This is a genomic window from Pseudomonas sp. NPDC087614, assembly GCF_044743485.1.
GTDB classification, from domain to species: Bacteria; Pseudomonadota; Gammaproteobacteria; order Pseudomonadales; family Pseudomonadaceae; genus Aquipseudomonas; species Aquipseudomonas baetica_A.
Genome location: NZ_JBIUWN010000044.1, coordinates 40,515 through 52,026, shown reverse-complemented (window position 1 = coordinate 52,026; position 11,512 = coordinate 40,515). Strand labels below are relative to the sequence as shown.

Sequence of the window (11,512 nt, the reverse complement as noted above, 5' to 3'; positions counted from 1 at the left end):
ATCCGCAATCAGAAGGTCAACGTACAGAACCTCAGGATGTTCCTTAAGGAACATCCTGAGGTTCTGTACGTTGACCTTCTGATTGCGGATATGAATGGTGTGGTGCGCGGCAAGCGCATAGAACGCACCAGCCTCCACAAGGTTTACGAGAAAGGCATCAACCTGCCGGCCTCTCTATTTGCTCTGGATATCTATGGTTCGACGGTGGAAAGCACCGGTCTGGGCCTGGACATCGGCGACGCCGATCGTATCTGCTATCCAATCCCCGACACCCTGTGCAACGAGCCTTGGCAGAAGCGCCCGACCGCGCAACTGTTGATGACCATGCACGAACTGGAAGGTGATCCGTTCTTCGCCGATCCGCGCGAAGTGCTCCGTCAAGTTGTTGCAAAGTTTGACGAGTTGGGCTTGACCATCTGCGCTGCATTCGAACTCGAGTTCTACCTGATCGACCAGGAAAACGTGAACGGCCGTCCACAGCCGCCACGCTCGCCGATCTCCGGTAAGCGCCCGCACTCGACGCAGGTTTACCTGATCGACGACCTCGACGAATACGTCGACTGCCTCCAGGACATTCTGGAAGGTGCCAAAGAGCAAGGCATCCCGGCCGACGCCATCGTCAAGGAAAGTGCCCCGGCGCAGTTCGAAGTGAACCTGCACCACGTCGCCGACCCGATCAAGGCATGCGATTACGCTGTATTGCTCAAGCGTCTGATCAAGAACATCGCCTACGACCATGAAATGGACACCACCTTCATGGCCAAGCCTTACCCGGGCCAGGCGGGCAACGGTTTGCACGTCCACATTTCGATTCTTGATAAAGATGGCAAAAACATTTTTGCCAGCGAGGATCCCGAGCAGAACGCCGCACTGCGTCACGCGATCGGCGGTGTGCTCGAGACCCTGCCGGCGCAGATGGCTTTCCTCTGCCCGAACGTCAACTCCTACCGTCGTTTCGGCGCACAGTTCTACGTGCCGAACTCGCCGTGCTGGGGCCTGGACAACCGCACCGTGGCGATTCGCGTACCGACCGGCTCTGCAGATGCCGTGCGTATCGAACACCGCGTGGCCGGCGCCGACGCCAACCCGTACCTGCTGATGGCTTCGGTACTGGCAGGCGTGCATCACGGCCTGACCAACAAGATCGAGCCAGGCGCGCCCGTCGAAGGCAACAGCTACGAGCAGAACGAGCAAAGCCTGCCGAACAACTTGCGCGATGCACTGCGTGAGCTGGACGACAGCGAGGTGATGGCCAAGTACATCGATCCGAAATACATCGATATCTTCGTCGCCTGTAAAGAGAGCGAGCTGGAGGAGTTCGAACACTCCATCTCCGACCTCGAGTACAACTGGTACCTGCATACCGTTTAAGCGGTTGTGGCGCCAAAAGGAACGCCGTTGGCTATTGCAGCCAACGGCGTTTTTTTATGGCCCGCACCCTCGGGATGAATGGTGAGTACACAGAGATCAACTGTGGGAGGGGGCTCGCTCCCGAAGACGTCCTGGCAGACAACACACACACTGGCTCGTACAATGCCCGCTGCCCCGCAGGAGACTTCCATGACGCGACCCGCCACCATTCGCAAACCCCGCGCCCGCAGTCAGGCACGGATCGATTCGATACTCGACGCCGCACGCACGCTGCTGGCCGCCGAGGGTGTGGCCTGTCTGTCGATCTACAGCGTGGCCGAGCGCGCACAGATTCCGCCCTCCTCCGTCTACCACTTTTTCGCCAGCGTCCCGGCGCTGCTCGAAGCACTGACAGCCGATGTTCACGCTGCCTTTCGCGCCTGCCTGCAAGCGCCAATCGACCATGAAACCCTGCGCGACTGGCGCGACCTGTCACGACTGGTCGAACAACGGATGCTGGAGATCTACGACGAGGACGCCGCGGCGCGCCAACTGATCCTCGCCCAGCACGGTCTTACCGAAGTCACCCAGGCCGACCGGCAACACGACCTCGAACTGGGCGACCTGATGCACAAGCTGTTCGAGCATCATTTCGAACTGCCGAGACTGCCGGAGGATGTCGACGTGTTTGCCCTGGCGATGGAACTGGGTGACCGCGTCTATGCACGCTCGGTGCAGCAACACGGACAAATCACACCGCGCATGGCTGAAGAAGGGATGCGGGTGTTCGATGCCTATATCGGTTTGTATTTACCGCCCTATCTGCCCAAGAGAATTCGCTAGCGCCCTCTTCGCGAGCACGCCGCAGACTTCAAGCCAGGTACAAACAGCGGCTTACAACTTGGCGATCGACACCTCGGTGGATTTCACAAAGGCAATCACCTCGCTGCCGACCACCAGTTCCAGCTCCTTGACCGAGCGGGTGGTGATCACCGAAGTGACGATACCCGAGGCGGTCTGCACGTCGATTTCCGACAGCACGTCGCCAAGGACAATTTCCTTGATCGAGCCTTTGAACTGGTTACGCACGTTGATGGCTTTGATAGTCATGGCAATGATTCCTGTCGTTTGCTTGAGTTATTGCGCCCAACGCAGTTGCGCAGGCAGTGGTGAAACAGGTTCCGGCGCCGGCGGTTCGCCAGGCAGGGAAAGAACGCGGTTGAGCACTTCGGTTTCCAGTGCGGCCAGCCTGTGCGAACCGCGCACGCGAGGGCGTGGCAGTTCCACAGGCAGATCGAGACCGACTTCGCCGTCCTCGATCAGAATCACACGGTCGGCAATCGCCACCGCTTCGCTGGCATCGTGGGTCACCAGCAACACGGTGAAGCCGTGTTGCTGCCAGAGGCGTTCGATCAGTTGCTGCATCTCGATCCGGGTCAGCGCATCCAGCGCGCCGAGTGGCTCGTCGAGCAATAACAGTCGCGGTTGGTGGATCAGCGCCCGGGCCAGAGCAACACGCTGCTTTTGCCCTCCGGACAAAGCTGCCGGCCATTCGTTGGCACGATCCGCCAGCCCGACCGCGTCGAGTGCTTCGAGCGCCTTGGGACGCCAGTTGCCCGCGAGACCGAGGCCAACGTTGTCGATGATCTTTTTCCACGGCAGCAACCGTGCTTCCTGGAACATCAGCCGGGTGTCTTCCCGCACATCGCCGAGCGGCGCGCAGCCCGCAAGCAAGTCGCCGCCAGTCGGTTGATCGAGCCCGGCGAGCAGGCGCAGCAAGGTACTTTTGCCGCAACCACTGCGCCCGACCACCGCGACAAACTGCCCCGCCGGAATGTGCAGATTGATGTCACGCAAAACCTGGCGTGAACCGAAGGTCTTTTGCAGGTTGCGCACCGCCAGCGGTATACCGCGCAGCAGGCGTGGAGGTTGTTGAGCCGTCATGCTGCACCTCCCCTGGCAACCTGATAGGCCGGATGCCAACGCAGCCACACACGTTCAAGTCCACGGGCGGCGAGGTCGGCGAGTTTGCCGAGCACCGCGTAAAGCAGGATTGCCAGCACCACCACGTCGGTTTGCAAGAACTCCCGGGCGTTCATCGCCAGATAGCCGATGCCGGAACTGGCCGAAATGGTTTCAGCGACGATCAGCGTCAACCACATAAAGCCCAGCGCGAAGCGCACCCCGACCAGAATCGAAGGCAACGCGCCCGGCAGAATCACCTGCCGGAACAGGCTGAAACCGGACAACCCATAACTGCGCGCCATCTCCACCAGCGCCGGGTCGACATTGCGAATGCCGTGGTAGGTGTTGAGGTAGATCGGAAACAGCGTGCCCAGCGCCACCAGAAAAATCTTCGCCGACTCATCGATGCCGAACCACAGGATCACCAGCGGAATCAGCGCCAGATGCGGCACGTTGCGGATCATCTGCACCGAGCTGTCGAGCAGGCGCTCGCCCCATGTCGACAGCCCGGTGATGAACCCCAGCACCAGACCGATGCTGCCCCCGAGGGTGAAACCGAGTGCCGCGCGCCAACCACTGATCGCCAGGTGCGTCCAGATTTCACCGCTGCGCACCAGCCGCACGCCGGCCTCGATCACCGCCACCGGTGCCGGCAGAATCCGTGTCGACAACCCACCGGCCGACACCGACAACTGCCACACCGCCAGCAACAACACCGGCAACGCCCAGGGCGCGAGGCTGTGGATAATTTTCTTCATGGCGCGCCCACGCTTTGCGACGCGGTTTTGGGAAGAATGTCGTTGGCAACCATCTCGCCGAACGGGCTGACATACCCGGTGCTTTTCGGCCGTTCCGGGCGCTCGATGTCCAGGTGCGGGAACAGCAGTTCCGCCACGCGATACGACTCTTCGAGGTGTGGATAACCGGAGAAGATAAAGGTGTCGATGCCCAGATCCGCGTATTCCTTCACCCGCGCCGCCACGGTCGGGCCATCGCCGACCAGCGCCGTCCCGGCACCGCCACGCACCAGACCGACACCGGCCCACAGGTTCGGGCTGACTTCGAGGTTGTCGCGACTGCCGCCATGCAATGCCGCCATGCGTTGCTGACCGACCGAATCGAAACGCGCCAGCGAAGCTTGAGCACGGGCGATGGTGTCGTCGTCCAGATGCGAGATCAAGCGATCCGCCGCTTGCCACGCTTCGGCGTTGCTTTCACGGACGATCACATGCAGACGAATGCCGAAGCGCACAGTGCGTCCGAGCTTGGCCGCTTTGGCGCGCACCTGTTCAATCTTCTCGGCCACTGCCGCTGGCGGCTCGCCCCAGGTCAGCACCATTTCAACCTGCTCGGCAGCCAGGTCCTGCGCTGCTTCCGACGAGCCGCCGAAGTACAGCGGCGGACGCGGTTGCTGGATCGGCGGATAGAGCAACTTGGCGCCCTTCACACTGATGTGCTGTCCGTCGTAGTCCACGGTTTCGCCTTCCAGCACACGGCGCCAGATGCGGGTGAATTCCACCGAGGCCTGATAGCGCTCTTCGTGACTGAGGAACAAACCGTCACCGGCCAATTCTTCCGGGTCACCGCCGGTCACCAGGTTAAACAACGCGCGACCGCCAGAGAGGCGATCCAGCGTCGCGGCCTGGCGCGCCGCCACCGTCGGGGAAACGATCCCGGGGCGCAGGGCGACGAGGAACTTCAGACGCTGGGTCACCGGGATCAGCGACGCCGCCACCAGCCAGGAGTCTTCGCAGGAACGCCCGGTGGGAATCAGCACACCGCCAAAACCCAGGCGATCCGCCGCTTGCGCGACCTGTTGCAGATAACCGTGGTCGACGGCGCGGGCGCCTTCGGCGGTGCCCAGGTAATGGCCGTCGCCGTGGGTAGGCAAGAACCAGAAGATATTGAGGCTCATGGAGTGGTCTCCTTGGGAATTGGAATTACTGGGCTTGGCTGACTGAGCGTTGGGCCACGGCGGGCGCAGGGGTCCAGATCACGTCCTTGACGCTTAACGGCTTGGGAATCAGCTTGAGCTGGAAGAACGTGTCGGCGATTTTCTGTTGTGCGGCGACCACGTCCGGGGTCAGGAACAGCGCCCCAAAACCCTGGCGCTTCATCGACGTCAGGGTGATATCCGCCGGCAGCCCGAGCAGCGGCGCAACCTGTTGGGTCACCGCTTCAGGGTTGGCCTTGGACCATTGACCCACGGCACGCACTTCCTCGATGAGGGCTTTGATCACCTCGGGATGTTTGTGCGCGTAAGGCTTGGTCGCGAGATAGAACTGGTGGTTGTCGACAATGCCTTGGCCGTCACGCAGGGTGTGCGCCTGCAGTTGTTTTTCGGCGGCGGCCTGGTACGGATCCCAGATGACCCAAGCGTCGACACTGCCACGCTCGAACGCCGCACGCGCATCGGCTGGCGGCAGGAATACGGTCTGGATGTCGGTGTATTTGAGGCCGGCGTCTTCCAGAGCGCGCACCAGCAGGTAGTGAACGTTGGAGCCTTTGTTCAGGACGACTTTCTTGCCCTTGAGATCGGCCACCGAGGTGATCGGCGAGTCTTTCGGCACCAGGATCGCCTCGCTGTTCGGCGCCGGCGGTTCATAGGCGACATAGAGCAGATCGGCGCCGGCGGCTTGAGCGAAGACCGGTGGGGTTTCGCCCGTGACGCCAAAGTCGATCGAGCCGACGTTCAGGCCTTCCAGCAGTTGTGGGCCACCGGGGAATTCAGTCCATTGCACGTCCACGCCTTGGCCGGCGAGGCGTTTTTCCAGGGTTCCTTTGGCTTTGAGCAGCACCAGCGTGCCGTACTTCTGATAACCGATCCGCAACGTCTCGGCTTGAGCTTGAGTGATAGCGCCGAAGGTGACAGCCGCAGCAAACAGAGCGACCAGACCGCGACGCAAAAATACAGTGCGCATAGCGCTCTCCTTTTTGCTGTTGGGTTTTGGCTGCACCTGCTTGCCCGTTGGCGGGCGAGTAAGGCGAGTACTTCATGTTTCGATGCATCTGGACAATCGGCTCAAATGCTCCAGCGAGCACTCAACAAACGTTCATTCAACAGGCCCGGCTCCAGCGGCTTCGGTCGGCGGGCGATGGCGCTGACAAACTGCTCCAGCGCCTCATGCAGACGCTGCTCCAGCGCCGGCGCCAGTTGCGCCACGGCACTGCCTTGGCCGTAAGCGATCTGGCTGTCCTCGGCAAAAATCCCTTGCAGCATTTCCTGGGCTTTCAATGCCGACAGCACAGGCTTGAGCGCGTAATCGACCACCAGCATGTGGGCGATGCTACCGCCCGTGGCCATCGGCAAAACAACCTTGTGGTGCAAGGCGCGCTCGGGCAGCAGGTCCAGTAAGGTCTTCAAGGCACCGGAAAACGAAGCCTTGTAAACGGGCGTGGCGATCAGCAGGCCATCGGCGTTTTCAATCTGCGCCAGCAGGTCGAGTACCTTCGGGCTGTCGAAACGGGCGTGAAGCAAATCTTCGGCGGGAAAGTCCCGCACCTGATAACTCACCACTTCCACCCCTTGCGCCTGCAACCAGCGTTGCGAGCGCTCCAGCAGCACCCCGGAGCGGGAGCGCAGGCTGGGACTGCCACCGAGAGAGACGACCAGCATTGAGACCATTCCTTAAGCGTTACAGGCGATTCGCAGGATGCGATCTCGCGTCGATGTGAGTGACCTTACCAGTTGATTTATATATCCATAAATCATATTTATTCATTTGGTTATGCACTTTAGAGCTATGCGATTGACGTTCCCCCAGGCAAAAAAAACAGGCCGTCAAACGGCCTGAAATCCCCTGCTGTTGGGTGCTGAAAATGCTGAATCCTGTGCTGATTGAACTGACGCCTTCGCGAGCAAGCCCGCTCCCACAGGGGGGGGGGAACGCATTTCAAAATGTGTGTGGGCTTGCTCGCGAAAGCGGTGGTGGCTACACCGCAAACTTTATTGATTCACTTGTTCGGCTGCGGCGTCAGGCGCAGGTAGGGTTTCACCGTGCGGTAGCCCTTCGGAAAGCGTCGCTTGATCTCGTCTTCATCCTTGAGCGACGGCACGATCACCACCTCATCACCGTCCTGCCAGTTGGCCGGTGTGGCCACTTTGTAGTTGTCGGTGAGTTGCAGCGAATCGATCACCCGCAAAATCTCGTGGAAGTTGCGCCCGGTGCTCGCCGGGTAGGTGATGGTCAGACGAATCTTCTTGTTCGGATCGATCACGAACAGCGAACGCACGGTCAAGGTGTCGCTGGCGTTCGGGTGGATCAGGTCGTACAAATCCGACACCTTGCGATCGGCATCGGCCAGGATCGGGAAGTTGACGAGAGTGTTCTGGGTTTCGTTGATGTCTTCGATCCATTTTTGGTGCGAATCCACCGGGTCGACCGACAGTGCGATGGCTTTGACGCCACGTTTGCTGAACTCGTCCTTGAGCTTGGCGGTAAAGCCCAGCTCCGTGGTGCACACCGGGGTGAAGTCCGCCGGGTGAGAGAACAGCACGCCCCAGCTATCGCCGAGCCATTCGTGGAAACGAATCTTGCCGGCGCTGGAGTCTTGTTCGAAATCGGGGGCGATGTCGCCGAGTCTGAGGCTCATGATGCTGCTCCTGATCAATGTTTGGAGACCTAAACTGTAGCTCGGCTTTCGTCCTTTAATAAAAGAATAAATAAGAAGACATCGATACCAAAAAAGAATATTAAACATCGTTCACTGGACGCTCGAGGGCATCGCGCCGAACATCGCTCGCAAGGTTCGAGAAGGCCTTGAGTAGCTGCAAAAGAGTGGAACTTCGGGGAGGGCTTACGGGGGTGAGTCTGACTCGAAAACGCAAAAGCCCCGTCCGGCGCGATGCCGGACGGGGCTTTTTTTACTTCAGCGAATCGAGACGCGCGATTACAGCAGCGGGATCGAGTAGCTGACGATCAGGCGGTTTTCATCCTGGTCACGCTGACCTGGGATGTCGTTGCGCCACATAGCGTTTTTCCACATTACGCCAACGTTCTTCAGCGGGCCTTCTGGTACGACGTAACCGATGGTCAGGTCACGTTCCCACTCGGAGTTGCCATGGCCGTTTTCACGGCCATTTTTACCCACGGTGTCGATATTATCGCCACGCAGGTAAACCACACCCGCGGTCAGGCCAGGCACGCCAACCTTGGCGAAGTCATAGGAGTAGCGAGCCTGCCACGTACGTTCGCCAGCACGGGCAAACTTGGCGATCTGCATGTCGGTGGTGATGTAAGCCGAGGACCCATCACCCTGGTTCAGCCAAGGGAAGTCACTGCTGCCGTTGCTGACCTGGTAACCGCCGCCGAAGGTATGACCTTCAACGCTATACAGGAACAAGCCGCTGTAAAGGTTGTTGTCGACTTTGCCCTTACCCGCATTGAAACCGGTGTAGTTACCGTTGCTGAAATAAGCCGAGTCGTGACCGTTCAAGCCGTCATCGGAGCTGTTGAAATAACGCAAGTCCGATTTCAACACGCCAGGGCCAATTGCCCAGTTGTGAACCAGGCCCAGGAAGTGCTGTTTGTAGAAGTCTTCCAGATTGCCGTAGTAGTACTGGGCAGTCAGGTCTTTGGTGATTTTGTAATCACCACCGGCGTAGATGAACTTGTTGCTGTTAGCCGTACGAGCACTTGCACCGCCAATGGCCAGGTTTTCGTTATTGCTGGAGTTACGCCCCTTCACAGCTTCGATCTGACCGCCAATCAGCGTCAGGTCTTTGATCTCGTTGGACGTGATCTGGCCACCTTGAAAGGTTTGCGGCAGCAGACGGCCATCGTTGGTCACGATGACTGGCAGCTTTGGCTGCAGGGTGCCGAGCTTGAGTTCAGTCTGGGAGATCTTGGCTTTGGCAGTCAGGCCCAGGCTGGAGAAGTTGTTAACCGCTTTGCCATTGGACTCACTTGGGAAAACCGTGCCGCCGTACGACGTGCTGCTGGTTGCCCCATTGGTGCCGCCACCCGAATCCAGACGCACGCCCAACAGGCCGATGGCATCGATACCGAAACCGACGGTACCTTGGGTGTAACCGGAGATGAAGCGCAGATCGAAGCCTTGGCCCCATTCTTCAGCTTTGCTCTGGGTGGAGTGAGCACCCGAGTCACGGTTATCGTTATTGATGTAGAAGTTACGCAGCCCCAAGGTAGCTTTGCTGTCTTCGATGAAACCGGCGGCGCCTGCCTGCTGCGCCAAAACCCCTACGGCCACAGCCAGGGCCAAGGTGGACTTGTTCATGTATCGCTCCTATCGTTTCCAGTTCTTTTGTTGGCGGTTGCGGATCGATTGCCCGCAATCCTCAACGTGTCATTCGCGGCTGGCCGTTTACCCCCCAGCCAAAGCCGCGGAAGAATACCCCGGCATAATCCCAAAAAGAATTATCCCGCTCTTTTTCATAGCGTTAGGGTATATACAAACGCACCACCGATCCGAGGTATCGGCTGAGGCGCCGATTCCTGAATGCCAGGATTGTCGAGGGACAAAATGGCCAAAACACCGGGCAGATCACCGGCTCCGGACGGGCTCACTTTAGCCCCCCGCATAAAAAGCAAAAAAGAATAAAAAACAATTAGAAGCTCTAATTAAGGAATATCAAAAAAAGCGCAAAAAAAACCTCGCCAAAGGGCGAGGTTCTTTTTCGAGGACTTTTTACATGAAGCTATAGGTGTAGTTGAAGATCAGACGCGTTTGATCCTGGCTGGCGATGCCGGTACCGCTGCCACGGTAAGTACCATGACGCACCGTCGTGCCAAACCCTTTCAGAGCACCTTGCTGAATGGTGTAGTCCACACGCAGGTCACGTTCCCACTCGGACTGATCGGCGCCACCGTTCTTGGCTTTGATGTCATCACCGTACAAGTAGGCAACCGAGGCTTTCAGGCCAGGCACGCCCAGCGCAGCGAAGTCATAGCTGTATTGACCGAACGTGGTGTTTTCACCAGCACGAATGAAGCTGTTGACCATCGCATCAGTGAACAGGTAGAAGCTCGCGCCCCCCGCACCTTCGTTACGACCATTGCCATCGACCACGTTGCCTTGGTTCAGGAAGACGAAACCACCGTCATCGTTGACGCGCTGATGACCCACCAGGAAGGCACTGCCACCCAAGGTGTAGGTGAACATCGCACTCCAGGTTTTGTTGTCAACTTCACCGGCGTTCTTGGCATAGCCACCGTTGTTGTTGAACTGATAGCCGGCTTCGCCGTTCTTGCCGTCGGAGCTGCTGTCGAAATAACGGATATCGGTCTTGAACGACTGGTTGGTGCTGATCGGAAGAACGTGCACCAGGCCGAAGAAGTTCTGCTTGTAATAGTCCTGCAGGTTCGAGTGGTAGTACTGCAGGGTCAGGTCTTTGGTGACCTTCCAGTCAGCACCGGCATAGCGGAACTGATTGCTGTCCTGCGTACCACCGGCCACGGCCAGGCCGGTACTGTTTGACGAGGCGCGACCCACCGCGTGCTCGAGCTGACCGGCGTTGAAGGTGACGTTGTCGATTTCCTTGGAGGTGATCGTGCCACCCTCGAAGGTTTGAGGCAGCAGACGGCTATCGTTCGCGACCAGAATCGGCAAGCTAGGTTGCAGCGCGCCACCCAAGTGAGCTTCGGTCTTGGACAGACGTGCCTTGACGTTACCTGCGATGCGGCTCCACGACTGCGTGGCCGAGCCGTCGGAATCACTTGGATTGAACGAATTATTGTTTGGGTGATGACCACGGCCACCGTCCAGGTGAATACCGCTGAGCGCCTGGACATCAAGACCAAAACCGACCGTGCCTTGAGTGAAACCGGACAGGTAATCGAACTTGAAGCCCTGCGCGGCTTCTTTCTGATCCGATCCGCCGTCACGATTGTCGGCATTGAAGTACATGGTGCGAGAACTGATGGACGCCTTGCTGTCTTCGATGAAACCCGCGGCGCCTGCCTGCTGCGCCAAAACCCCTACGGCCACAGCCACGGCCAAAGTGGACTTATTCATTGTTAAGCTCCTCTCGTTTCTAATTCTTGTGTTCCTGGCCCGGATCGATGCCCGAGTCCGAAGGTTCGCGATTAGCGCCAGAGCGTGACCCACAAGTCAATCGTAACTTTGTGTGTCTACGACCATGGTCTAATCTCCGGTTTTTTGGTCCATGCAGGTTCATGAATTCGTCATGAACCTGAAAAGAATGGATACCTTCTTTTCTAATACCCTTTAGGAATTT

Annotated in this window: 11 protein-coding genes; 2 read left to right on the top strand and 9 right to left on the bottom strand. The window is 58.7% G+C overall.

Annotation, left to right across the window (positions count from 1 at the left end; translation table 11 throughout):
• Window positions 1–36: 36 nt before the first annotated feature.
• Window positions 37–1,371 (top strand): glutamine synthetase family protein, encoded by a 1,335-nt coding sequence (locus ACIOWA_RS17210; RefSeq protein WP_401160901.1) that lies wholly within the window; start codon window positions 37–39, stop codon window positions 1,369–1,371.
• A 189-nt stretch (window positions 1,372–1,560) separates the two neighbouring features.
• Window positions 1,561–2,193, top strand: a complete 633-nt coding sequence (locus ACIOWA_RS17205) for a TetR/AcrR family transcriptional regulator (RefSeq protein WP_401160893.1) — start codon at window positions 1,561–1,563, stop codon at window positions 2,191–2,193.
• Window positions 2,194–2,244: 51 nt separating this feature from the next.
• Here ACIOWA_RS17205 and ACIOWA_RS17200 read toward each other — a convergent pair whose 3' ends face one another.
• From ACIOWA_RS17200 to ACIOWA_RS17160, 9 genes are all read right to left on the bottom strand, one after another.
• Entirely contained in the window at window positions 2,245–2,460 is a 216-nt protein-coding gene (locus ACIOWA_RS17200; RefSeq protein WP_003229256.1) for a molybdopterin-binding protein, read from the bottom strand.
• A 27-nt stretch (window positions 2,461–2,487) separates the two neighbouring features.
• Window positions 2,488–3,294 carry an aliphatic sulfonates ABC transporter ATP-binding protein gene (gene ssuB, locus ACIOWA_RS17195; protein ID WP_401160891.1) on the bottom strand — a complete coding sequence of 269 codons (807 nt, stop codon included), beginning with the start codon at window positions 3,292–3,294 and terminating at the stop codon, window positions 2,488–2,490.
• Entirely contained in the window at window positions 3,291–4,073 is a 783-nt protein-coding gene (gene ssuC / locus ACIOWA_RS17190; RefSeq protein ID WP_339430414.1) for an aliphatic sulfonate ABC transporter permease SsuC, read from the bottom strand. The genes ssuB and ssuC overlap by 4 nt, the downstream gene beginning before the upstream one ends.
• Entirely contained in the window at window positions 4,070–5,230 is a 1,161-nt protein-coding gene (gene ssuD, locus ACIOWA_RS17185) for an FMNH2-dependent alkanesulfonate monooxygenase (RefSeq protein WP_339430415.1), read from the bottom strand. The genes ssuC and ssuD overlap by 4 nt, the downstream gene beginning before the upstream one ends.
• 25 nt (window positions 5,231–5,255) lie before the next feature.
• A complete protein-coding gene (locus ACIOWA_RS17180) occupies window positions 5,256–6,236 on the bottom strand; it encodes a sulfonate ABC transporter substrate-binding protein (protein ID WP_339464665.1) in 981 nt (326 codons plus the stop codon).
• A 101-nt stretch (window positions 6,237–6,337) separates the two neighbouring features.
• On the bottom strand, window positions 6,338–6,931 hold the full coding sequence (gene ssuE / locus ACIOWA_RS17175) for an NADPH-dependent FMN reductase (protein ID WP_339494899.1): 594 nt from the start codon (window positions 6,929–6,931) through the stop codon (window positions 6,338–6,340).
• A gap of 338 nt (window positions 6,932–7,269) precedes the next feature.
• Window positions 7,270–7,908 carry a peroxiredoxin gene (locus ACIOWA_RS17170; RefSeq protein ID WP_339430418.1) on the bottom strand — a complete coding sequence of 213 codons (639 nt, stop codon included), beginning with the start codon at window positions 7,906–7,908 and terminating at the stop codon, window positions 7,270–7,272.
• Window positions 7,909–8,205: 297 nt separating this feature from the next.
• On the bottom strand, window positions 8,206–9,552 hold the full coding sequence (locus tag ACIOWA_RS17165) for an OprD family porin (protein ID WP_339464664.1): 1,347 nt from the start codon (window positions 9,550–9,552) through the stop codon (window positions 8,206–8,208).
• A gap of 411 nt (window positions 9,553–9,963) precedes the next feature.
• Complete coding sequence (locus ACIOWA_RS17160) at window positions 9,964–11,289, bottom strand: OprD family porin (RefSeq protein WP_401160887.1); 1,326 nt, start codon at window positions 11,287–11,289, stop codon at window positions 9,964–9,966.
• Window positions 11,290–11,512: the final 223 nt, after the last annotated feature.

Coding starts and splice junctions, on each gene's coding strand:
- ACIOWA_RS17210 (WP_401160901.1), top strand. CDS start 37: ATGTTCCTTAAGGAACATCCTGAGGTTCTGTACGTTGACCTTCTGATT.
- ACIOWA_RS17205 (WP_401160893.1), top strand. CDS start 1,561: ATGACGCGACCCGCCACCATTCGCAAACCCCGCGCCCGCAGTCAGGCA.
- ACIOWA_RS17200 (WP_003229256.1), bottom strand. CDS start 2,460: ATGACTATCAAAGCCATCAACGTGCGTAACCAGTTCAAAGGCTCGATC.
- ssuB (WP_401160891.1), bottom strand. CDS start 3,294: ATGACGGCTCAACAACCTCCACGCCTGCTGCGCGGTATACCGCTGGCG.
- ssuC (WP_339430414.1), bottom strand. CDS start 4,073: ATGAAGAAAATTATCCACAGCCTCGCGCCCTGGGCGTTGCCGGTGTTG.
- ssuD (WP_339430415.1), bottom strand. CDS start 5,230: ATGAGCCTCAATATCTTCTGGTTCTTGCCTACCCACGGCGACGGCCAT.
- ACIOWA_RS17180 (WP_339464665.1), bottom strand. CDS start 6,236: ATGCGCACTGTATTTTTGCGTCGCGGTCTGGTCGCTCTGTTTGCTGCG.
- ssuE (WP_339494899.1), bottom strand. CDS start 6,931: ATGCTGGTCGTCTCTCTCGGTGGCAGTCCCAGCCTGCGCTCCCGCTCC.
- ACIOWA_RS17170 (WP_339430418.1), bottom strand. CDS start 7,908: ATGAGCCTCAGACTCGGCGACATCGCCCCCGATTTCGAACAAGACTCC.
- ACIOWA_RS17165 (WP_339464664.1), bottom strand. CDS start 9,552: ATGAACAAGTCCACCTTGGCCCTGGCTGTGGCCGTAGGGGTTTTGGCG.
- ACIOWA_RS17160 (WP_401160887.1), bottom strand. CDS start 11,289: ATGAATAAGTCCACTTTGGCCGTGGCTGTGGCCGTAGGGGTTTTGGCG.